The organism is Cereibacter azotoformans, from assembly GCF_021391315.1.
Taxonomy (GTDB): Bacteria; Pseudomonadota; Alphaproteobacteria; order Rhodobacterales; family Rhodobacteraceae; genus Cereibacter_A; species Cereibacter_A azotoformans.
Map to the genome: position 1 here is coordinate 2,315,220 of NZ_CP090021.1, position 23,363 is coordinate 2,338,582.

At 65.7% G+C, this 23,363-nt stretch carries 18 protein-coding genes and 1 tRNA gene; 1 reads left to right on the top strand and 18 read right to left on the bottom strand.

The window, feature by feature from the left end:
• Position 1 precedes the first annotated feature (1 nt).
• From rpsJ to parC, 18 genes are all read right to left on the bottom strand, one after another.
• Positions 2-310 carry a 30S ribosomal protein S10 gene (gene rpsJ / locus LV780_RS11620; protein WP_002722490.1) on the bottom strand — a complete coding sequence of 103 codons (309 nt, stop codon included), beginning with the start codon at positions 308-310 and terminating at the stop codon, positions 2-4.
• A gap of 72 nt (positions 311-382) precedes the next feature.
• Entirely contained in the window at positions 383-1,558 is a 1,176-nt protein-coding gene (gene tuf / locus LV780_RS11625) for an elongation factor Tu (protein WP_011909488.1), read from the bottom strand.
• A 74-nt stretch (positions 1,559-1,632) separates the two neighbouring features.
• A complete protein-coding gene (fusA, locus tag LV780_RS11630; protein ID WP_011909489.1) occupies positions 1,633-3,750 on the bottom strand; it encodes an elongation factor G in 2,118 nt (705 codons plus the stop codon).
• A gap of 25 nt (positions 3,751-3,775) precedes the next feature.
• The gene (gene rpsG / locus LV780_RS11635; RefSeq protein WP_002722484.1) at positions 3,776-4,246 is read right to left on the bottom strand and encodes a 30S ribosomal protein S7; all 471 of its coding nucleotides are present in this window, start codon (positions 4,244-4,246) and stop codon (positions 3,776-3,778) included.
• A gap of 12 nt (positions 4,247-4,258) precedes the next feature.
• Positions 4,259-4,630 (bottom strand): 30S ribosomal protein S12, encoded by a 372-nt coding sequence (rpsL, locus tag LV780_RS11640; protein WP_002722481.1) that lies wholly within the window; start codon positions 4,628-4,630, stop codon positions 4,259-4,261.
• A 212-nt stretch (positions 4,631-4,842) separates the two neighbouring features.
• Positions 4,843-5,769: a DMT family transporter gene (locus LV780_RS11645; RefSeq protein WP_011909490.1), complete on the bottom strand. Its 927-nt coding sequence runs from the start codon at positions 5,767-5,769 to the stop codon at positions 4,843-4,845.
• A 175-nt stretch (positions 5,770-5,944) separates the two neighbouring features.
• Complete coding sequence (rpoC, locus tag LV780_RS11650) at positions 5,945-10,192, bottom strand: DNA-directed RNA polymerase subunit beta' (RefSeq protein ID WP_011909491.1); 4,248 nt, start codon at positions 10,190-10,192, stop codon at positions 5,945-5,947.
• Between the two features lie 81 nt (positions 10,193-10,273).
• Positions 10,274-14,407 carry a DNA-directed RNA polymerase subunit beta gene (gene rpoB / locus LV780_RS11655; RefSeq protein ID WP_011909492.1) on the bottom strand — a complete coding sequence of 1,378 codons (4,134 nt, stop codon included), beginning with the start codon at positions 14,405-14,407 and terminating at the stop codon, positions 10,274-10,276.
• A gap of 245 nt (positions 14,408-14,652) precedes the next feature.
• On the bottom strand, positions 14,653-15,027 hold the full coding sequence (rplL, locus tag LV780_RS11660) for a 50S ribosomal protein L7/L12 (RefSeq protein WP_011909493.1): 375 nt from the start codon (positions 15,025-15,027) through the stop codon (positions 14,653-14,655).
• Between the two features lie 69 nt (positions 15,028-15,096).
• Positions 15,097-15,612 carry a 50S ribosomal protein L10 gene (rplJ, locus tag LV780_RS11665; protein WP_108220953.1) on the bottom strand — a complete coding sequence of 172 codons (516 nt, stop codon included), beginning with the start codon at positions 15,610-15,612 and terminating at the stop codon, positions 15,097-15,099.
• Between the two features lie 236 nt (positions 15,613-15,848).
• Positions 15,849-16,547 carry a 50S ribosomal protein L1 gene (gene rplA / locus LV780_RS11670; protein ID WP_011909495.1) on the bottom strand — a complete coding sequence of 233 codons (699 nt, stop codon included), beginning with the start codon at positions 16,545-16,547 and terminating at the stop codon, positions 15,849-15,851.
• Positions 16,548-16,550: 3 nt separating this feature from the next.
• Positions 16,551-17,003, bottom strand: a complete 453-nt coding sequence (gene rplK / locus LV780_RS11675; RefSeq protein WP_101342165.1) for a 50S ribosomal protein L11 — start codon at positions 17,001-17,003, stop codon at positions 16,551-16,553.
• A gap of 92 nt (positions 17,004-17,095) precedes the next feature.
• Positions 17,096-17,632, bottom strand: coding sequence for a transcription termination/antitermination protein NusG (gene nusG, locus LV780_RS11680; protein WP_011909497.1), 537 nt, complete (start codon positions 17,630-17,632; stop codon positions 17,096-17,098).
• A 161-nt stretch (positions 17,633-17,793) separates the two neighbouring features.
• A complete protein-coding gene (gene secE, locus LV780_RS11685) occupies positions 17,794-17,988 on the bottom strand; it encodes a preprotein translocase subunit SecE (RefSeq protein WP_011909498.1) in 195 nt (64 codons plus the stop codon).
• 93 nt (positions 17,989-18,081) lie between these two features.
• Positions 18,082-18,157, bottom strand: a tRNA-Trp gene (locus LV780_RS11690).
• 171 nt (positions 18,158-18,328) lie between these two features.
• A complete protein-coding gene (gene tuf / locus LV780_RS11695; RefSeq protein ID WP_011909488.1) occupies positions 18,329-19,504 on the bottom strand; it encodes an elongation factor Tu in 1,176 nt (391 codons plus the stop codon).
• Positions 19,505-19,605: 101 nt separating this feature from the next.
• Entirely contained in the window at positions 19,606-20,181 is a 576-nt protein-coding gene (locus LV780_RS11700) for a hypothetical protein (RefSeq protein WP_101341944.1), read from the bottom strand.
• A gap of 148 nt (positions 20,182-20,329) precedes the next feature.
• A complete protein-coding gene (gene parC / locus LV780_RS11705) occupies positions 20,330-22,633 on the bottom strand; it encodes a DNA topoisomerase IV subunit A (protein WP_108220952.1) in 2,304 nt (767 codons plus the stop codon).
• Positions 22,634-22,765: 132 nt separating this feature from the next.
• Between parC and LV780_RS11710 the strand changes: the two genes are divergently transcribed.
• A complete protein-coding gene (locus LV780_RS11710; RefSeq protein WP_101341942.1) occupies positions 22,766-23,302 on the top strand; it encodes an SH3 domain-containing protein in 537 nt (178 codons plus the stop codon).
• The last annotated feature ends 61 nt before the right edge of the window (positions 23,303-23,363 follow it).

The following is a 23,363-nucleotide window of genomic DNA, read 5'->3' on the forward strand; positions in this document are numbered from 1 at the left end:
CTCAAACCTTGATCTGAATGTCCACGCCGGCCGCGAGGTCGAGCTTCATCAGCGCGTCCACGGTCTGCGGGGTCGGATCGACGATGTCGAGAAGACGCTTGTGCGTCCGGATCTCCCACTGGTCGCGCGACTTCTTGTCGATGTGCGGACCGCGGAGAACGGTGAACTTCTCGATCTTGTTCGGCAGCGGGATCGGGCCGCGCACCTGCGCGCCGGTCCGCTTGGCGGTGTTCACGATTTCCTGGGTGCTGGCGTCCAGCACCCGGTAATCGAAGGCTTTCAGCCTGATGCGGATAGTCTGACCTTGCATTTCAATGCCCTCGGGCTTGGCGGGAAACGGGGGGGCGTGGTGTCGTCCCCCCGCCCCTCTGCCAATTGCGGTTTACGCGATGATTTTCGAGACGACGCCGGCGCCGACGGTGCGGCCGCCTTCACGGATGGCGAAGCGGAGCTTCTCTTCCATGGCGATCGGCGCGATCAGTTCGACGTTGAACTTCAGGTTGTCGCCCGGCATCACCATCTCGGTGCCTTCCGGCAGTTCCACCGTGCCCGTCACGTCGGTCGTGCGGAAGTAGAACTGCGGACGGTAGTTCGCGAAGAACGGCGTGTGACGGCCGCCTTCCTCTTTCGTCAGGATGTAGGCCTCGGCCTCGAACTTCGTGTGCGGCTTCACCGAGCCGGGCTTGCACAGCACCTGGCCGCGCTCGATCCCGTCGCGGTCCACGCCACGCAGCAGAAGGCCCACGTTGTCGCCCGCCTCGCCCTGGTCCAGAAGCTTGCGGAACATCTCGACGCCGGTGCAGACCGTCTTCTTCGACGGGCGGATGCCGACGATCTCGAGTTCCTCACCCACCTTCACCACGCCACGCTCGATCCGGCCGGTGGCCACGGTGCCGCGGCCCGAGATCGAGAACACGTCCTCGACCGGCATCAGGAACGGCTGGTCCACGGCGCGCGCCGGGGTCGGGATGTATTCGTCCACCGCCGCGATCAGCGCGCGGATCGAATCCTCGCCGATTTCCTTGTCGGTGCCGTTCATCGCGGCCAGAGCCGAGCCCTTGATGATCGGAATGTCGTCGCCGGGGTAGTCGTAGGACGACAGAAGTTCACGGATCTCCATCTCGACCAGTTCGAGAAGTTCCGGATCGTCCACCTGGTCGACCTTGTTCATGTAGACGACCATGTAGGGGATGCCCACCTGACGGCCGAGCAGGATGTGCTCGCGCGTCTGCGGCATCGGGCCGTCGGCCGCGTTCACCACGAGGATCGCGCCGTCCATCTGCGCGGCGCCGGTGATCATGTTCTTCACATAGTCGGCGTGGCCGGGGCAGTCGACGTGCGCATAGTGACGCGACTCCGACTCGTATTCCACGTGCGCGGTCGAGATCGTGATGCCGCGGGCCCGCTCTTCCGGCGCGCCGTCGATCTGGTCATAGGCCCGGAACTCGCCGAAATACTTCGTGATCGCGGCCGTCAGCGTCGTCTTGCCGTGGTCAACGTGGCCGATCGTGCCGATGTTGACGTGCGGTTTGTTACGTTCAAACTTTGCCTTTGCCATGATGGCCTCCTGAGACTTTCGCGGGTGGGGTGCACCCTACGGGGTGGGTAGGGTGGGCTGAACGCCCACCGCGCTTAGGCGTATTTCTTCTGGATCTCGTCGGAGATGTTCTGCGGCACTGCGTCGTAGTGATCGAAGTGCATCGAGAACACCGCCCGGCCCGAGGACATCGAGCGCAGCGTGTTGATGTAGCCGAACATGTTGGCGAGCGGCACGAAGGCGTTGATCACGTTCGCGTTGCCGCGCGTGTCCTGCCCCTGCACCATGCCCCGCCGCGAGGTCAGGTCGCCGATGATGCCGCCGGTATATTCCTCCGGGGTCACCACCTCGACCTTCATGATCGGCTCGAGCAGCTTCGCGCCGGCCTTCTTCAGGCCCTCGCGCATCGCGGCGCGGGCCGCGATCTCGAACGCCAGAACCGACGAGTCGACATCGTGGAACGCACCGTCGATCAGCGCGACCTTGAAGTCGATCACCGGGAAGCCCGCGAGCGGACCCGAGTCCATGACCGACTTGATGCCCTTCTCGACGCCAGGAATGTACTCCTTCGGCACCGCACCGCCCACGATCTTCGACTCGAACGAGTAGCCCTGGCCGGGTTCCGTCGGGTCGATCTGCAGCTTGACGCGGGCGAACTGGCCCGTGCCGCCGGTCTGCTTCTTGTGGGTGTAGTCGATCTCGGCCGCGCGCGAGATGGTCTCGCGGTAGGCCACCTGCGGCGCACCGATGTTCGCCTCGACCTTGAACTCGCGCTTCATGCGGTCCACGAGGATGTCGAGGTGAAGTTCGCCCATGCCCTTCATGATCGTCTGCCCCGACTCGAAGTCGGTCTCGACGCGGAAGGACGGATCCTCGGCAGCCAGACGCGCGAGCGCCAGACCCATCTTCTCCTGGTCGGCCTTGGTCTTCGGCTCGACGGCGATCTCGATCACCGGCTCGGGGAAGGTCATGGTTTCCAGGACGACCTGGTTCGCCGGGTCGCAGAGCGTGTCGCCGGTGGTGGTCTCTTTCAGACCGGCCAGCGCGATGATGTCGCCCGCAAAGGCTTCGTCGATCTCTTCCCGGTTGATGGCGTGCATCATCATCATCCGGCCCACGCGCTCGCGCTTGCCCTTCGTCGAGTTGACCATCTGGTCACCCTTCTTGAGCACGCCCGAGTAGAGCCGGGTGAAGGTGAGCGAGCCCACGAAGGGGTCGTTCATGATCTTGAACGCCAGCGCGGCGAAAGGCTGCGCGTCATCGGCCGAGCGCGGGATGTTCCGCGTTTCGGTCTCGTCGCCCGGGGCGAAGCCCATGTAGGCCGGCACGTCGAGCGGCGACGGCAGGTAGTCGATCACCGAGTTCAGGACCATTTGCACGCCCTTGTTCTTGAACGCGGAACCCGCGGTCACCGGAACGAAGGACATGGAGAGGCAGCCCTTGCGGATCAGGGCCCGCAGGGTCGGAACGTCGGGCTCGTTGCCCTCGAGATAGGCTTCCATCGCCTCGTCGTCCTGCTCGACGGCGAGTTCGATCAGCTTGCCGCGCCACTCTTCGGCTTCCGCCTGGAGTTCGTCGCGGATGTCCTTGATGATCCAGGACGCGCCCAGATCTTCGCCCTGATAGACCCACTCTTTCATGGTCACCAGGTCGATGATGCCTTCCAGCTTGTCCTCGGCACCGATCGGCAGGGCGATCGGGGCGGGGGTCGCGCCGGTGCGGTCCTTGATCATCTTCACGCAGTTGAAGAAGTCCGCGCCGATCTTGTCCATCTTGTTGACGAACACGATCCGCGGAACCTTGTAGCGGTCAGCCTGACGCCAGACGGTCTCGGTCTGCGGTTCGACGCCGGCGTTGGCGTCCAGAAGGCACACGGCCCCGTCGAGCACCGCCAGCGAACGCTCGACCTCGATGGTGAAGTCCACGTGTCCGGGGGTGTCGATGATGTTGAAGCGGTGCTTCGGGGTCTGCGGAGTCTTGCCGTCCTCGGTGCGCTCCCAGAAGGTCGTGGTCGCGGCCGAGGTGATGGTGATACCCCGCTCCTGCTCCTGCTCCATCCAGTCCATCGTCGCGGCGCCATCATGCACCTCGCCGAGTTTGTGGGACTTGCCGGTGTAGAAAAGAATCCGCTCGGTCGTCGTCGTCTTGCCGGCGTCGATGTGAGCCATGATCCCGAAGTTACGGTACAGCTCGAGGGGGTATTCGCGTGCCATCTGGGGTGGTCCTCAGGCTGAAAGGTTACCAGCGGTAATGGCTGAACGCCTTGTTCGCGTCGGCCATCTTGTGAGTGTCTTCCCGCTTCTTCACCGCGGTGCCGCGGTTGTTGCAGGCATCGGCCAGCTCGGCGGCAAGGCGCTCTTCCATGGTGTTCTCGTTGCGCTTGCGCGCGGCGGTGATCAGCCAGCGGATCGCCAGCGCCTCACGACGCTCGGTGCGGACTTCGACCGGCACCTGGTAGGTGGCACCGCCGACGCGGCGCGAGCGCACTTCGACCGAGGGCTTCACGTTGTCGAGCGCCTCGTGGAAGGCTTCCAGCGGCTCGCGCTTCAGACGGGTCTGAACCCGGTCGAGCGCGTTGTAGACGATGGATTCCGCGACCGACTTCTTGCCGTCGATCATCAGGTTGTTCATGAACTTGGTCAGCACCGTATCGCCGAACTTGGCGTCGGGCAGGATTTCGCGCTTCTCGGCTGCGTGACGACGGGACATACCCGGATCTCCTTATTTCGGACGCTTCGCGCCGTATTTCGAACGGCGTTGACGACGATCTTTGACACCCTGGGTATCGAGGACACCGCGCAGGATGTGGTAACGCACGCCGGGAAGGTCCTTCACGCGGCCACCGCGGATGAGCACGACGGAGTGCTCTTGCAGGTTGTGCTTTTCGCCGGGGATGTAGGAGATCACCTCGAAGCCGTTGGTCAGGCGGACCTTGGCGACCTTACGCATAGCGGAGTTCGGCTTCTTCGGCGTCGTGGTGTAGACGCGCGTGCAGACGCCACGCTTCTGCGGGCAGGACTCCAGGTGCTGCGACTTGGAGCGTACTCGTTTCGGCTCCCGCGGCTTGCGGATGAGCTGTTGGATCGTTGGCATTCACGTTCCCCGTGTTGCAACCCGTTTCATTCACGCCTGCCCGGATCCGGTCGGGGGGCGCCGTTCGTGGTGCCTGCTTGCACAAACACCAAAACCGCGGACGTCCCTTTGGCGGGGACGACGCGGTGGAATTCCAGAGGATCGGGGTTTTTGGCCCGGATCATGACCACTACAGTTAACTGAGGCTGGCCGCAGGCCGAGGAGCCCGCAGCTCAGGTAGGCGGCGTATAGGGGGAGTCGCGAGTGATGTCAACAGATGCTTCCCGCAGGCGCCGGCGAAGCCGCGACTCGCGCCAGAGCGTGAAGATCCCGGTGGCGGTCACGATCGCCGAGCCGGCCAGCGTGAGCCCGTCCGGCAGGTTTCCAAAGAGCAGCCAGCCGAGGCCGATCGCCCAGACCAGCGCCGTATAGCGGAAGGGAGAGACCACGCCAATGTCCCCTCCCCTCATGGCAAGAACGATCGCGAGATAGCCCACGATCAGCGCGACTGCGGCGCCCAGGATCTGCATCATCTCGGCCATCGCGACCGGGGCAACCCCGGACCGGGTCAAGCCCACGAGCCCCATGGCGGTCACGGCCGCCGACGTCCAGAAGGCGACGGTGGTGGCCGGAAGCCTCCCCCCGAGCCTGCGGGTTGACAGATCGCGCGCCACGACGCAGCCGACCGAGGCCAGACCGAGGAGCGACCACAGGTTGAAGCCCTCGGCACCCGGACGCACGATGAGGAGCACGCCCCCGAAGCCGATCAGGATCGCGGTGAGCCGCCGCCAGCCCAGGGGCTCCTTCAGCCACAGGGCCGCCGCAAGCGTGACCGCCAGCGGAACCGACTGGAGGATCGCGACGAGGTTCGCGAGCGGCAGCATCATCAGGGCCGTGAGGTACATGACCGTTGCCAGCACATCCGCGCCCGCCCGAAGGGCAAGCAGAAATCTGTCGGGCCGGGGGATGCGCCAGCGCAGCCCGCCCGAGGCCCATCCGCAGGCCAGCAGCATCGGCAGGGTCACCAGCCCTCGCAGGGCGATGGCCTGAAAGAGCGGCATGGTCTGGGTGACGGCCTTCATCAGCGCGTCATTGACGGTGAAGGCGGCCATGGCGACCGACATGGCCAAGGCGCCACGCAGATTTTCCGAGAGTTGCAACGCGACCTCCGTCCCACGAGGGACAGTAGCCCGCGACCCTGGCCGGGGGAAGCCGGCCTGCGGAAATTCGGGGCGCGGTGCCGACCGGGCAACTCCCGGGAGAGGGCCCGGTCCTGCCAATGAAAAAGCCCGCGCCAGACGGCGCGGGCTTCATCTCAGGCGTAGGGCGCCGGGATCACTCCTTGCGGCTCTCCACCGTTTCCACCAGACCCGAATCCTCGGGGCCGAGGTCGATCACCTCGTCTGTCGGCGCGGCGAGCGCCGCAGCGGACTCGGCTTCGGCGCGGCGAGCGTCGATCACGGTCTGGTCGCGATCGTGCGCGATCTTCTTGACGCGCGAGGTCGCCCCGCCCGTCCCGGCCGGGATCAGCCGGCCGACGATCACGTTCTCCTTCAGACCGACAAGCTTGTCGCGCTTGCCCTGCACCGAGGCTTCGGTGAGCACGCGCGTCGTCTCCTGGAACGAGGCCGCCGAGATGAAGCTGCGGGTCTGCAGCGACGCCTTGGTGATCCCGAGCAGGATCGGTTCGGCATGAGCCGGACGCATGCCGTGCTGGATCGCCTTCTCGTTGGTCTCGTCAAGCTCGGCCTTGTCCACATGCTCGCCCTTGAGCAGCGTGGTCTCGCCCGAATCAAGGATCTCGTATTTCTGCAGCATCTGCCGCACGATCACCTCGATGTGCTTGTCGTTGATCTTCACGCCCTGCAGTCGGTAGACCTCCTGCACCTCGTCGATCATGTAGTTCGCCAGCGCCTCGACCCCCATGATCCGCAGGATGTCGTGCGGAGCCGGGTTGCCGTCCATGATGTAGTCACCCTTCTGCACGAAGTCGCCTTCCTGCACCGGGATGTGCTTGCCCTTGGGCACCATGTACTCGACCGAGTTCAGCGTCTCGTCCACCGGCTCGATCGTGATGCGGCGCTTGTTCTTGTAGTCCTTGCCGAAGCGCACATAGCCGTCGTTCTCGGCGATGATCGCGTGATCCTTCGGGCGACGGGCCTCGAACAGTTCCGCCACGCGGGGAAGACCCCCGGTGATGTCCTTGGTCCGGGCACCTTCGCGCGGGATACGCGCCACCACGTCGCCGGCCCGCACGGTCTGGCCGTCCTCAACCGAGAGGATGGCCTCCACCGACATCGGGTACGAGATCGGGTTGCCCGCCTCGTTCCGCATCGGATTGCCCGTATCGGGGTCCATGATGATGATCTCGGGCTTCAGGTCGCCGCCCTTCGGGGTCGAGCGCCAGTCCGAGACGATCTTCTGGGTCATGCCGGTGGCTTCGTCGGTATCCTCGCGCACCGAGATCCCCGAGACGAGATCCACGAACCGCGCCACACCGCCCTTTTCGGCGATGATCGGCAGGGTGTAGGGGTCCCATTCGAAGAGCCGCGTGCCGCGCTTCACCGACTGGCCGTCCTTCACATGGACCTTGGCGCCGTAGGTCAGCTTGTGCGTCGCCCGCTCCTGCCCCGCCTCGTCGATGATCGCGAGCTGCATGTTGCGGCCCATGACGATCTGTTCGCCGTTGGCGTTCTCGAGCAGGTTCGGGTTGCGGAACTCGATCCGGCCCTCCTGGCTCGCTTCGAGGAACGACTGCTGGCCACCCTGCGCGATGCCGCCGATGTGGAAGGTCCGCATCGTCAGCTGCGTGCCCGGTTCACCGATCGACTGCGCGGCGATGATGCCCACCGCCTCGCCGATGTTGACCAGCGTGCCGCGGGCAAGGTCGCGCCCGTAGCACATGGCGCAGACGCCTTCCTCGGCCTCGCAGGTCAGCGGGCTGCGGATGCGCACCAGCGCCACGTTCGCCTGATCGATCAGGTCGGCGCGACGCTCGTCGATCAGCTCGCCGCGGGCGACCACGACCTCGTCAGTGCCGGGGACCAGGATGTCCTCGGCCGCGACACGGCCCAGCACGCGCTCGGAGAGCGGGCTGACCACTTCGCCATCATTCACCGCGGCCGAGGCGGTGATCGCGTTCTCGGTGCCGCAGTCGTGGCTGCGCACGATGCAGTCCTGCGCCACGTCCACCAGACGGCGGGTCAGGTAGCCCGAGTTCGCCGTCTTGAGCGCGGTGTCGGCCAAACCCTTCCGGGCGCCGTGGGTCGAGTTGAAGTATTCAAGAACGGTCAGGCCTTCCTTGAAGTTCGAGATGATCGGCGTCTCGATGATTTCGCCGTTCGGCTTGGCCATCAGGCCGCGCATCCCGCCGAGCTGCTTCATCTGCGCCGGCGAACCCCGCGCGCCGGAGTGGGACATCATGTAGACCGAGTTCGGCTCCTTCTCGGCACCGGCGTCGTCGTAGCGCACCGCCGAGATTTCGGCCATCATCTCGCCCGCCACCTTGTCCGAGCATTTGGACCAGGCATCGACCACCTTGTTGTACTTCTCGCCCTGGGTGATCAGGCCGTCCATGTACTGTTGCTCGAACTCCTTCACCTGATCGCGAACCTCGTTCACGATCGGCCACTTGGTGTCCGGGATCAGCATGTCGTCCTTGCCGAACGAGATGCCGGCCTTGAACGCCTCGCGGAAGCCCATGCCCATGATCTGGTCGCAGAAGATCACCGACTCCTTCTGGCCGCAGTAGCGGTAGACGGTGTCGATGACGTTCTGCACGTCCTTCTTCCGCAGGAGCCGGTTCACCAGCTCGAACGGGGCCTTGGCGTTGAGCGGCAGCAGGTTGCCCAGCCGCAGGCGGCCGGGAGTGGTCTGGTAGCGCTTGACGACCTCGTTGCCCTCGTCGTCGATCTGCTTGATCCGGGCGGTGATGGTCGCGTGCAGGTGCACCTCGCCGGCGGCAAGGGCATGCTCGACCTCTTCGACGGACGAGAAGGCCATGCCCTCGCCCTTCATGCCGCGGCGCTCCATCGTGGTGTAATAGAGCCCGAGCACCATGTCCTGCGACGGCACGATGATCGGCGCGCCGTTGGCGGGCGACAGCACGTTGTTCGTGGACATCATCAGCACGCGCGCTTCCAGCTGGGCTTCCAGCGAAAGCGGAACGTGGACGGCCATCTGGTCACCGTCGAAGTCGGCGTTGAAGGCCGAGCAGACCAGCGGGTGAAGCTGGATCGCCTTGCCCTCGATCAGGATCGGCTCGAACGCCTGAATGCCCAGACGGTGCAGCGTCGGCGCGCGGTTCAGCAGCACCGGGTGTTCGCGGATCACCTCGTCGAGGATGTCCCAGACCTCCGGCCGCTCCTTCTCGACCAGCTTCTTCGCCTGCTTCACCGTGCTGCTGAGGCCCTTGGCCTCCAGCCGCGAGTAGATGAACGGCTTGAACAGTTCGAGCGCCATCTTCTTCGGCAGGCCGCACTGGTGCAGCTTGAGTTCCGGGCCGGTCACGATGACCGAACGGCCCGAGAAGTCCACGCGCTTGCCGAGCAGGTTCTGGCGGAATCGGCCCTGCTTGCCCTTCAGCATGTCCGACAGCGACTTCAGCGGGCGCTTGTTGGTGCCCGTGATGACGCGGCCGCGGCGACCGTTGTCGAACAGCGCGTCAACCGCCTCTTGCAGCATCCGCTTTTCGTTGCGCACGATGATGTCCGGCGCGCGCAGCTCGATCAGCCGCTTGAGGCGGTTGTTCCGGTTGATCACGCGGCGGTAGAGGTCGTTGAGGTCGGACGTGGCAAACCGGCCGCCGTCCAGCGGGACCAGCGGGCGCAGTTCCGGCGGGATCACCGGCAGCACGGTCAGGATCATCCACTCCGGCCGGTTGCCCGACTCGAGGAAGGATTCAACGATCTTCAGCCGCTTGATGATCTTCTTCGGCTTGAGTTCCCCCGTCGCCTCCTTCAACTCCTCGCGGAGCGTCTCGGCGGTCTGCTCGAGGTCGATGGCCGACAGCATCTCGCGGATCGCCTCGGCGCCGATGTTGGCGGTGAAGGCGTCGGCGCCGTACTGGTCCTGCGCGTCGAGGAACTCTTCCTCGGTCATCAGCTGGCCGTAAGTGAGGTCGGTCAGGCCCGGTTCGATGACGACGTAGTTCTCGAAATACAGGATCCGCTCGAGGTCACGCAGCGTCATGTCCAGCATGAGACCGATGCGCGACGGCAGCGATTTCAGGAACCAGATATGCGCGACCGGGGCGGCGAGCTCGATATGGCCCATCCGCTCGCGCCGCACCTTCTGGAGCGTCACTTCCACGCCGCATTTCTCGCAGACGACGCCGCGATACTTCATGCGCTTGTACTTGCCGCAGAGGCACTCGTAGTCCTTGATCGGCCCGAAGATCCGCGCGCAGAACAGGCCGTCCCGCTCCGGCTTGAAGGTCCGGTAGTTGATGGTCTCGGGCTTCTTGATCTCGCCGTAGGACCACGAGAGGATCCGTTCCGGCGAGGCGAGCGAGATCTTGATCTCGTCGAAGGTCTTGACCGGCGCAACCGGGTTGAACGGGTTGGTCGAGAGTTCCTGGTTCATGTCCTGATCCCAAAGATGAGGTTGCGGTCGAGGGCCATCGCGGCGGTCCCCGGGGCCTGAGCCCCGGGCCGCCCGCGCGGCTTATTCCTCGTCCGCATCCAGGAGTTCCATGTTGAGGCCGAGGCCCCGCACTTCCTTGACGAGCACGTTGAACGACTCCGGGACGCCCGCCTCGAAGTTGTCCTCGCCCTTGACGATCGACTCGTACATCTTGGTGCGGCCCGCCACGTCGTCCGACTTCACCGTCAGCATCTCCTGCAGGGTGTAGGCGGCGCCGTAGGCTTCGAGCGCCCAGACCTCCATCTCGCCCAGACGCTGGCCACCGAACTGCGCCTTGCCGCCCAGCGGCTGCTGGGTGACGAGCGAGTACGGACCCGTCGAGCGCGCGTGCAGCTTGTCATCGACCAGGTGGTGCAGCTTCAGCATGTACTTGACGCCCACGGTGACGGGACGCGCGAACTGCTCGCCCGTCCGGCCGTCAAAGACGATGGACTGCCCGCTCTGGTCGAAGCCCGCGCGGCGCAGGGCGTCGTTGACGTCCGGCTCCTTCGCACCGTCGAAGACCGGGGTCGCGATCGGCACGCCCTTGGTGACGCGGCTGGCCATCTCCACCAGATCCTCGTCATCGCGGTCGGCGAAGGCCCCTTCATAGGTCTCGTCGCCATAGGCGAGCCGCATGGCTTCCTTGACCGGGGTCAGGTCGCCCGAGCGACGGTAGTCCTGCAGCGCCTCGTCGATCTGGATGCCCAGACCGCGCGCGGCCCAGCCCATGTGCGTCTCGAGGATCTGACCCACGTTCATCCGCGAGGGCACGCCCAGCGGGTTGAGCACGAGGTCGACATGCGTGCCGTCCGCAAGGAACGGCATGTCCTCGATCGGCACCACCTTCGAGATGACGCCCTTGTTGCCGTGACGGCCGGCCATCTTGTCGCCAGGCTGCAGCTTGCGCTTCACCGCGACGAACACCTTGACCATCTTCATCACGCCCGGAGGCAGGTCGTCGCCGCGGCGGACCTTCTCGACCTTGTCCTCGAAGCGGTGATCGAGCGCGCGTTTCTGCGCCTCGAACTGCTCGTGGAGGGCCTCGACTTCCTTCGCGTCGGCTTCCTCACCCAGCGCCAGCTGCCACCACTGCCCGCGCGAGAGCGTGGACAGCAGCTCGTCGTTGATCTCGGAGCCCGCCTTGATGCCCTTCGGGCCCTTCACGGCGACCTTGCCCATGATCAGCGTCTTGAGGCGCGAATAGATGTTGCGCTCAAGGATCGCCAGCTCGTCGTCCCGGTCGCGGGCAAGGCGTTCGACCTCTTCGCGCTCGATCTGCAACGCACGCTCGTCCTTGTCGACACCGTGGCGGTTGAAGACCCGCACTTCCACGATGGTGCCGTAAGCCCCCGGCGGCAGGCGCAGCGAGGTATCCCGCACGTCCGACGCCTTCTCGCCGAAGATGGCGCGGAGGAGCTTTTCCTCGGGCGTCATCGGGCTTTCGCCCTTCGGCGTGATCTTGCCCACGAGGATGTCGCCCGGCTGCACTTCGGCGCCGATATAGACGATGCCCGCCTCGTCGAGGTTGCGCAGGGCTTCCTCGCCGACGTTCGGAATGTCGCGGGTGATCTCTTCCGGCCCGAGCTTGGTGTCACGGGCGGCGACCTCGTATTCCTCGATGTGGATCGAGGTGTAGACGTCATCGCGCAGGATGCGCTCGGAGATCAGGATCGAGTCCTCGTAGTTGTAGCCGTTCCAGGGCATGAAGGCCACGACCACGTTCCGACCAAGGGCGAGTTCGCCCATGTCGGTGCAGGGACCGTCGGCCACCACCTCGCCGCGGTGCACCACGTCGCCCACCTTCACCAGCGGACGCTGGTTGATGCAGGACGACTGGTTCGAGCGCTTGAACTTGCGCAGACGGTAGATGTCGACACCCGGCTCGCCCGGCTCCAGCATCTCGGTGGCGCGCACGACGATACGCGTTGCGTCCACCTGGTCGATCACGCCGGCGCGGCGCGCCATGATGGCGGCGCCCGAGTCACGCGCCACCACGGCCTCGATCCCCGTGCCCACGAAGGGCGCGTCGGATTGCAGGAGCGGCACGGCCTGACGCTGCATGTTCGAGCCCATCAGAGCGCGGTTCGCGTCGTCGTTCTCGAGGAACGGGATCAGCGAGGCCGCGACCGACACGAGCTGCTTCGGCGACACGTCGATCAGGTCGATGGCATCCGGCGGGTTCAGCATGAACTCGCCCGCCTTGCGCGACGAGATCAGGTCCGAGACGAATCGGCCTTCCTCGTCGAGCGTCGCGTTGGCCTGCGCCACGGTGTGGCGCATCTCTTCGGTCGCCGACATGTAGACCACGTCGTCGGTCACCTGCCCCTCGATCACCTTGCGGTAGGGGGTCTCGATGAAGCCGTACTTGTTCACGCGGGCGAAGGTCGCGAGCGAGTTGATCAGACCGATGTTCTGGCCTTCCGGCGTCTCGATCGGGCACATCCGGCCGTAGTGGGTCGGGTGAACGTCGCGCACCTCGAAGCCCGCACGCTCACGCGTCAGACCGCCCGGCCCGAGGGCCGAGAGACGCCGCTTGTGGGTGACTTCCGACAGCGGGTTGGTCTGGTCCATGAACTGCGACAGCTGCGACGAGCCGAAGAACTCGCGCACCGCGGCCGCGGCCGGCTTCGCGTTGATCAGGTCCTGCGGCATGATCGTGTCGATCTCGACCGAGGACATGCGTTCCTTGATCGCCCGCTCCATCCGCAGGAGACCCACGCGATACTGGTTCTCCATCAGTTCGCCGACCGAACGCACCCGGCGGTTGCCGAGGTGGTCGATGTCGTCGATCTCGCCCTTGCCGTCGCGAAGTTCGGTCAGCGCCTTGATGCAGGCGATGATGTCGTCGCGGTCGAGCGTGCGCTGGGTGTCGGGCTTGCCGAGATCCAGACGCATGTTCATCTTGACCCGGCCGACGGCGGACAGGTCATAGCGCTCGCTGTCGAAGAACAGCGTGTCGAAGAGCGCCGCCGCGGCCTCGACGGTCGGCGGCTCGCCCGGACGCATCACGCGGTAGATGTCCATGAGCGCGGTATCGCGGCCCATGTTCTTGTCCGCCGCCATGGTGTTGCGGATGTAGGGGCCGACGTTCACGTTGTCGATGTCGAGCACCGGAATGTCGGTGATGCCCTGGTCGAGCAAGAGCTTCAGCGTCCCGCCCTTCACCTCGCCGTCGCGGTCATACTCCATCGTGAGTTCGTCGCCGGCTTCGACCCAGATCTCGCCGGTTTCCTCGTTGATGATGTCGCGGGCGACATAGCGGCCGACGATATGGTCGAACGGCACCAGAAGCTCGGTGATCTGGGCGTCGTCAATCCACTTCTTGACCATCCGCGGCGTGGCTTTCTCGCCCGCCTTCAGGATGACCTCGCCGGTGGCCGCATCGACCAGATCATAGGTCGGGCGGGTGCCGCGCACGCGCTCGGGGAAGAAGCGCGTGACCCAGCCGCGGTTCTTCTGATACTTGAAGTCCACCGTGTCGTAGTAGGCATCCATGATGCCTTCCTGATCCATGCCGAGGGCATAGAGCAGCGTCGTCACCGGCAGCTTCCGGCGGCGGTCGATCCGGGCGAAGACGATGTCCTTGGCGTCGAACTCGAAGTCGAGCCACGAGCCGCGGTAGGGAATGATCCGGCAGGCAAAGAGCAGCTTGCCCGAGGAATGGGTCTTGCCCTTGTCATGGTCGAAGAAGACGCCCGGGGAACGGTGCATCTGGCTGACGATCACGCGCTCGGTGCCGTTCACGATGAACGTGCCGTTCGCGGTCATCAGGGGCATGTCGCCCATGTAGACGTCCTGCTCCTTGATGTCCTTGACCGAGCGGGCGCCCGTGGTCTCGTCCACATCGAACACGATCAGACGCAGGGTCACCTTCAGCGGCGCGGCATAGGTCATGTCGCGCTGCTGGCACTCGTCCACGTCGTACTTCGGCTTCTCCAGCTCGTATTTCACGAACTCGAGCACGGCGGTCTCGTTGAAGTCCTTGATCGGGAAGACCGACTGGAAGACACCCTGGATGCCTTCGCCATCGGCCGCCTTCGGGCCCTCGCCGGACTTCAGGAACAGATCGTAGGAGGATTTCTGAACCTCGATCAGGTTCGGCATCTCCAGCACTTCGCGGATCTTGCCGTAGTACCTGCGGATACGTTTCTGGCCAACGTAGCTCTGAGCCATGCTCGAAGTCACCTTTCGTTTTCGCGGGCGCATGGACCGTCGGGCCACGGGCATGCGCCGCTTGCGAAGAAGGGGGTGAGGTTCCATTCACGCCCGCCGTCCCACCGGAGGGCTCCCGAACCTCGAACCACGCCTTGGAAGGGGCTTCGGGCTGGAAGCCCCTTCCGAGACAGGTTCGGCTGGGCCCGACTATCCGCCGGACCCAGCCCGATTTCAACCGCAGGATGCCTTGGGCATCCGTCCGATTACTTCAGCTCGACTTTCGCGCCAGCTTCTTCGAGCTTCTTCTTCATGGCTTCGGCGTCGGCCTTCGAAGCGGCCTCTTTCACCTTGCCACCGGCTTCCACCAGGTCCTTGGCTTCTTTCAGGCCGAGACCGGTGATCGCGCGCACTTCCTTGATCACGTTGATCTTGTTGGCGCCGGCGTCGGTCAGGACGACGTCGAACTCGGTCTTTTCTTCCTCGGCCGGAGCCGCGGCAGCGGCCGGGCCGGCAACCATGACGGCGCCGCCGGCGGCCGGCTCGATGCCGTACTTGTCCTTGAGGATCGTCTTCAGCTCTTGGGCTTCGAGCAGGGTCAGACCGACGATGTCTTCGGCGAGTTTGTTCAGATCAGCCATTTTCTGTTCCGTTCAGTTAGATGGGGTCCAACATGGTGGGCAACAACCCACGCAGGTCGACGAGATTGCTCAAGCGGCTTCCCGCTCCTCCAGGGTGGAGAGGATGCCGGCGATGTTCGAAGCAGGTGCGCCAATGGCACCGGCGATGCTCGACGCGGGCGCACCGATGCACGACACGATCTGAGCGATGAGCTCTTCGCGCGACGGCATGGCGGCGACGGTCTTGACACCGGCCGGGTCCAGGATCGTGTCGCCCATTGCCCCGCCAAGGATCACGAACTTGTCGTTCTTCTTGGCATAGGCTTCCGCAACCTTCGCCGCAGCGACGGGGTCCTCGGAATAGGCCATCACGGTCATGCCCGTCAGCAGGTCGCCCATCTTTTCAGAGGGCTTCCCGGCGAGGGCGATCTTGGCGAGCCTGTTCTTGGCAACGCGTACGGAGCCGCCGACGTCGCGCATCTGCGCGCGCAGCTCCTGCATCTGAGCAACCGTGACGCCTGCGTAGTGTGCAACCACGACCACGCCAGAGCTTTCGAAGATCTGGGCGAGTTCCTCGACCACTTTCTCTTTCTGGGCTCTATCCACAGTTTCACTCCAAGTTTGGGGGTTTCCCCCCGGCTCACTTCTGCCCCGCAAGCGGGGCGTTCGGGTCCGCGATGCGGTCGCGAGCCAAGATCCGGCGGTCTCCCGCGAAAATCCGTCTCGTTCCCCATCTCAGGCAGGATATTAAGAGGTTTCCCCCACCCGCCGTCTCGGACAGGACGGGGCGTCTCCGCCCCGTCATTCCGCGCGTCGCCGCGCGGAAATTCGCACGTCCAGCCTCAGTGGCTGGTGGCCGAGGCCAGATCGACCGAGACGCCCGGGCCCATGGTCGAGGACAGCGACACCTTCTTGAGGTAGGTGCCCTTTGCCCCGGCGGGCTTGGCGCGGTTCACGGCATCGACGAAGGCGCGCACGTTCTGCGCCAGCTTTTCAGCGTCGAACGAGATCTTGCCGACGCCGGCATGGATGACGCCCGCCTTCTCGACCTTGAACTGGACCTCGCCGCCCTTGGCATTGCCAACGGCGCCGGCCACGTCCATCGTCACGGTGCCGACCTTGGGGTTCGGCATCAGGTTGCGCGGCCCGAGGATCTTGCCCAGACGGCCGACGAGCGGCATCATGTCCGGGGTCGCGATGCAGCGGTCGAACTCGATCTTGCCGGACTGGATGGTCTCCATCAGGTCTTCGGCGCCAACGATGTCGGCACCGGCGGCTTTCGCCTCGTCCGCCTTGGCGCCACGGGCAAAGACCGCCACGCGCACCGTCTTGCCCGTGCCGTTCGGCAGGGTGACGACGCCACGCACCATCTGGTCGGCGTGACGCGGGTCAACGCCCAGGTTCATCGCCACTTCCAGCGTCTCGTCGAACTTCGCCGAGGCCGCGCCCTTGATCAGAGCCACCGCATCCTCGACCGAGACCATGTCCTTGCCAACGAAGGCCTCCCGCGCCGCGCGCGTCCGTTTTCCAACCTTGGCCATGACTTACCCCTTGACCTCGATGCCGCAGGACTTGGCCGAGCCAAGGATGATCTGCATCGCCGCCTCGACGTCGTTGGCGTTCAGATCCTTCATTTTCGCCTCGGCGATCTTGCGGATCTGCGCCACGGTCACCGTGCCCGCGACTTCGCGGCCCGGCTTGGCCGAGCCCTTCGGACGGTTCCGCTTGCCCACCGGAGCCAGGCCCGCGGCCTTCTTCAGCAGGAACGACGCCGGCGGCGTCTTCAGCTCGAGGCTGAACGACTTGTCCTGGTAGTAGGTGATGATGACCGGCGTCGGCGTGCCCGGCTCGAGATCGGCGGTCTTCGCGTTGAACTCCTTCACGAAGGCCATGATGTTCAGGCCGCGCTGACCCAGCGCGGGACCGACCGGCGGGGACGGGTTGGCTTGCCCCGCCTTCACTTGCAGCTTGAGGCTGCCGATAATCTTCTTGGCCATGTGGCCTCTCCTCTGTCACTGCCCCGAGGGGCGAGTTTAGTGGTCCGGTCCGTCACGCCCCGCGGGCGCGCTCGCCTCCCACGCGATGCACGTCAGATGCCACCCTTGGCGACCTGCGTGAATTCCAGCTCGACCGGGGTCGCCCGGCCGAAGATCGAGACGGTCACCTTGAGGCGCGAATGCTCTTCATCCACATCCTCGACCATGCCCGAGAAGCCCTCGAACGGGCCGTCCGTCACCTTCACCGTCTCGCCGATGTCGTAGCGGATCAGGCTGCGCGGCTGCGCCTCACCTTCCTCGACGCGGTTCAGGATCGTGTTCACTTCCGAGTCGCGCATCGGCATCGGCTTGCCCTGCGGCCCGAGGAACCCCGTGACCCGGTTGATCGAGGAGATCAGGTGATAGCCGCGGTTCGACATTTCCATGTGGACGAGCACATAACCCGGCATGAAGCGGCGCTCGGACGTGACCTTCTTGCCGCGCCGGACCTCGATCACCTCTTCAGTGGGGACCAGCACCTCGTCGATCTCTTCCTCGAGCCCGGCATCCGCCACGGCGGTCCGGATCTGCTCGGCGACCTTCTTCTCGAAGTTCGAGAGAACGCTCACCGAATACCAACGCTTCGCCATGCCTCAGCCTTACCTCTTCGCGCGGGGCATTCCCCGCTCCTCCGGCGGACCTTGATCCGCCCCAGAACAAAAAACAGCGCGCAACCCGAATCGCTGCGCGCCGGCCTCTTCCCTGTGACCGCCCGCTTACAGGCAGCCCCCCTCGCGTTCAAGCGAAAATGTCAGAAGCTGTTGAGCAGCAGGCTGAGACCCTGCCGGATCACGAAATCCACGAGCGAAAAGAAGGTCGCCGTGAGCGCGGCCATCACGAAGACCATGACGGTGGTCAGCAGCACCTCACGCCGGCCCGGCCAGACGACCTTGCCGACTTCGCTGCGCACCTGCGAGATGAACGTGAAGGGATTCGCCTTGGCCATCGTCAGTCCTCAAGAAGCGTCGTGCGGCACATACGCCCTCGGGCGTGGAACTTCAAGGCTCCCGCCGGGAGAACGGCTGTTTCGGGAAGGGCCTGGCAGGGGCAGAGGGACTCGAACCCCCGACCCTCGGTTTTGGAGACCGATGCTCTACCAACTGAGCTATACCCCTAGGCCAGCCGCGAGATACGGCAGGCAGCGCCCGACCGCAAGGACAAAATTGCGTGTCCCGCATCGGGTGCGGCACCAGCGCACGCCTCCGCCCAAGGGCCCACGGCACCAGCCATGGAAAAGGGGCGCGCAGGATCCCCCGCGCGCCCCCCGCTGCCGATCCGACGCCGGATCAGGCGATGATTTTCGAGACGACGCCGGCGCCGACGGTGCGGCCGCCTTCACGGATGGCGAAGCGGAGCTTCTCTTCCATGGCGATCGGCGCGATCAGTTCGACGTTGAACTTCAGGTTGTCGCCCGGCATCACCATCTCGGTGCCTTCCGGCAGTTCCACCGTGCCCGTCACGTCGGTCGTGCGGAAGTAGAACTGCGGACGGTAGTTCGCGAAGAACGGCGTGTGACGGCCGCCTTCCTCTTTCGTCAGGATGTAGGCCTCGGCCTCGAACTTCGTGTGCGGCTTCACCGAGCCGGGCTTGCACAGCACCTGGCCGCGCTCGATCCCGTCGCGGTCCACGCCGCGCAGCAGAAGGCCCACGTTGTCGCCCGCCTCGCCCTGGTCGAGCAGCTTGCGGAACATCTCGACGCCGGTGCAGACCGTCTTCTTCGACGGGCGGATGCCGACGATCTCGAGTTCCTCACCCACCTTCACCACGCCACGCTCGATCCGGCCGGTGGCCACGGTGCCGCGGCCCGAGATCGAGAACACGTCCTCGACCGGCATCAGGAACGGCTGGTCCACGGCGCGCGCCGGGGTCGGGATGTATTCGTCCACCGCCGCGATCAGCGCGCGGATCGAATCCTCGCCGATTTCCTTGTCGGTGCCGTTCATCGCGGCCAGAGCCGAGCCCTTGATGATCGGAATGTCGTCGCCGGGGTAGTCGTAGGACGACAGAAGTTCACGGATCTCCATCTCGACCAGTTCGAGAAGTTCCGGATCGTCCACCTGGTCGACCTTGTTCATGTAGACGACCATGTAGGGGATGCCCACCTGACGGCCGAGCAGGATGTGCTCGCGCGTCTGCGGCATCGGGCCGTCGGCCGCGTTCACCACGAGGATCGCGCCGTCCATCTGCGCGGCGCCGGTGATCATGTTCTTCACATAGTCAGCGTGGCCGGGGCAGTCGACGTGCGCATAGTGACGCGACTCCGACTCGTATTCCACGTGCGCGGTCGAGATCGTGATGCCGCGGGCCCGCTCTTCCGGCGCGCCGTCGATCTGGTCATAGGCCCGGAACTCGCCGAAATACTTCGTGATCGCGGCCGTCAGCGTCGTCTTGCCGTGGTCAACGTGGCCGATCGTGCCGATGTTGACGTGCGGTTTGTTACGTTCAAACTTTGCCTTTGCCATTGGCGGAGCGCCTCGCGGATTGGGGGGCGGCCCAGGAACGGCCGGACAGCCCTGTTCTACACCGCGGCGGAGTTATCGGCTGGCAAGGGGAAAATCAAGTATCACTTGTCCGACGCCCGCGCCGCACGAGGTTCCGGCGGCCGGGGCGGCAGGCCGAACCACTCGGGATGCCCGAGCAGCCAGCCCTCGACCCGCTTGGCGGCATTGTAGGCCAGCGCCTCCATCTGCTCGTCCTTGCTCATCGTGTAGCCGCTGCCGACGATCGACCCGCCGGTGAGGCTTTCGAAGACCGTCATCTTCTCGCCGGTTTCGTTCAGCTTCCGTCCGGCCGCATCGTCCCAGATGTTGGCCGTGATGGCCACCACGGACTTCGGCGCCACCACCACCGGGATCCCGGGCGGCGCCAGCGCATATCCGTCCACGCTGATCCCGAGATTGTAGAGCTTCGTCCCCTCGTAGCGCCCGAAGCGGTCGTCGATCGCCTTCTTCATCACCGCCTCCCACTCCTCGACCGAAGCCTCGCGCGAGATCGGCACCTTCTGAGCGTGATCTGCCACCACGATGTTCAGACCCAGGGCAAAATCCCCCAGATCGGCCGGAGGATCCGCAAGGTCATTGCGCTGGCAAGCGGCGACGAGAAGAGCCCCGAGACAGAGGACAGCAATGCGCGCGATCATGGGCTCCTCCGGAAGACGGCGCCCCGCCTTAGCCCGCCCCGCCGGCGCGCGCAACCGCCGGCACCCACAGCAGGCGACCCCGGCCGGCTTTCATTCTGGCGAAAATATCCCGCGGGGGTCCGGGGGCGCGAAGCCCCCGGCGGCGGCCCTAGTTGAAGCGGTTGTCGCGCGGGAACCCGCGCGGCGCCATCTTGCCCGCGCCCGCTCGCGCGCCGGTCCATTCGGCCAGGTCGGTCTCGGTCCGGGTGCGCCCGGCCGGATCCTTCCAGCTCAACCCCCGCGCCAGTTCGAAGGTGATCGCATCCGAGAGACCGCCGTCCTTGTATTTCTGCAGCCGCACGCCCTTCCCGCGCGCCATCTCGGGCAACTCGCTCAGCGGGAAGACGAGGAGCTTGCGGTTCTGCCCCACCACCGCGACGTGATCGCCGCGGATCGGGCGGCAGACGGCCGTCGTCACGCCGTCCTTCATCGAGAGCACCGCCTTGCCGGCCCGCGTCTGGGCCAGCACCTCTTCCGAGGGAACCACGAAGCCGTCCCCGGCCGAAGACGCCAGCAGCAGCTTCTCGCCCGGTCGCCAGATGATCAGATCGGCAATCTCGGCCTCGTTCGGCAGATCGACCATCAGCCGCACCGGCTCGCCCATGCCGCGCCCGCCGGGCAGGCTCGCTCCGGTTAACGTGTAGAACCTGCCGTTCGAGCCCACGAGCAGCAGCCGGTCGGTCGTTTCGGCGTGGAACATGAAGCGCGGCCCGTCGCCGTCCTTGAACTTCACCTCCGAGCCGAGCGGCTGGTGGCCCTTCATCGCCCGGATCCAGCCCATCTTCGAGCAGATCACCGTGATCGGCTCGCGCTCGATCATCGCCTCCAGCGGCACTTCCTCGACCTCGCCGGCCTCGGCGAACTGGGTCCGGCGGGCGCCCGCCACGGTCCACTTGCCAAAGAGCTTGCGGATCTCGCCCAGATCCGCGCCGATCCGCTCCCACTGCCGCGGCTCGGACCCGACCAGATCGGCCAGATCCGCCCGTTCCGCGGTCAGGGCGTCGCGTTCGGCCAGCAACTCCATCTCCTCGAGCCGCCGCAACGAGCGCAGGCGCATGTTGAGGATCGCCTCGGCCTGCACCTCGGTCAGTTCTCCCGGCCCCGCGCCCGGCCCCACATAGTCCTTTTCCGAGGTCGCGCGCTTGAACTTGCGTCCCCAGGTCTCGGCCATCAGGGCCCGCTTGGGCTCTTCGTCGTAGCGGATGATGTCGATCACCCGGTCGAGGTTCAGGAAGGCCACGATCAGCCCGCCCAGCACCTCGAGCCGGTGGTCGATCTTTTCCATCCGGTGCTCCGAGCGGCGGATCAGCACCTCGCGGCGGTGGTCGAGGAAGGCGCGCAGCACCTCCTTGAGCGAGCAGACCTTGGGCGTGCGCCCGTCGATCAGCACGTTCATGTTCATCGAGAAGCGGACTTCCAGATCCGAGTTCCGGAAGAGCATCCCCATCAGCATCTCGGGATCGACCGTCCGCGCACGAGGTTCCAGCACGATGCGCACGTCGTCGGCGCTTTCGTCGCGGACGTCGGCCAGAGCAGGGACCTTCTTGGTCTGGATCAGCTCGGCCAGCCGCTCGATCAGCTTGGACTTCTGCACCTGATAGGGGATCTCGGTCACGACGATCTGCCAGGTGCCGCGACCGAGATCCTCGGTCTGCCACTTCGCGCGCAGCCGGAAGGCGCCGCGGCCGGTGCGGTAGCCCTCGAGGATCGACTCCTTCGGCTCGACGATCACGCCGCCTGTGGGGAAGTCGGGGCCGGGGATCAGGCCCACCAGCGCCTCGTCGGCGATGGCGGGATCGCGGATCATCGCAAGACAACCCTCGATCAGCTCGTCCAGATTGTGCGGCGGGATGTTCGTTGCCATCCCCACCGCGATCCCCGAGGCCCCGTTGGCCAGCAGATGCGGAAAGGCCGCGGGCATGACGATCGGCTCTTCCAGCGTGCCGTCATAGTTCGGGCGGAAGTCGACGGCGTTCTCTGCCAGCCCTTCCATCAGCAGTTCCGCGATGGGCGTCAGGCGGGCCTCGGTGTAGCGGCTGGCGGCCGGGTTGTCCCCGTCGATGTTGCCGAAGTTCCCCTGCCCGTCCACCAGCGGATAACGGACGTTGAAATCCTGCGCCAGCCGCGCCATCGCATCGTAGATCGCGGCGTCGCCGTGCGGGTGATAGTTGCCCATCACGTCGCCTGCGATCTTGGCCGACTTGCGGAAGCCGCCCGTCGGCGTCAGGCGCAGTTCGCGCATCGCGAACAGGATGCGGCGGTGGACGGGCTTCAGCCCGTCGCGCGCATCGGGCAGCGCGCGGTGCATGATGGTCGAGAGCGCATAGGTCAGGTAACGCTCGCCGATGGCACGGCGGAGCGGTTCCGAGGTCGTGAGCGGCTCTTCGGTCGGATCTTCGGGCGTGTCGGTCATGGCGCGTGTCTAGTCCCGGCCGCGGCCCCGGTCCAGACGGAAAGGAAAACGGGAACCTGCCGCGGCGGAAAGATGTTCGTTCGGCAGGGGACCATTGCCCCGGTCCCCCGATTGAGCCCGGAGATATTTCCCATGCTGCGCCTGACGTTGCTTCTTTGCTGCACCCTCTTCCTTGTCCTGCTGATCGGTGGCCGGGACGGCGGCCAGATGCGGCCGGGGCTGGCGGCGGCGGCGCGCCTCGAGCCCGATCCCCAACCCTTGGTGACGCCGGTCGAGATGGCCTCCCTCGACGGCACGGGCCCGGCACTCACCGTCGCGGCCGAAGCCCAGTCCGCGCCCGACCCCGTGACGCTTCCGACCCTGCGGACACGCGGCGACCGGCTGGAGGTCTTGCCCCTGCCCGCGCGTCGGGCACCCACCCCGCAGCCGATGCCCGCAGCCCCGCGCGAGATCCTCGAGGTGCGGGGCGACGTGCGGCTGGTGACGGCCGATGCCGTCAACGTGCGCAGCGGCCCCTCGACGGCCTTTCCGGTCGTCGGGCGTCTGACCCGGGGCGAGGCCGTCCTCGTCGTTGCCTCGGACGCGAAGGGCTGGGCCCCGATCCGCATCGAGGGCGACGGGCTGGAAGGCTACATGGCCACCCGCTTCCTCAGGCCCGCGCCCCAGTAGGCGCCGCCCCTCGCCGGCATCTCCCGAGACCCGTGGCCATCCGCACCGTTCTCGCCTAGAG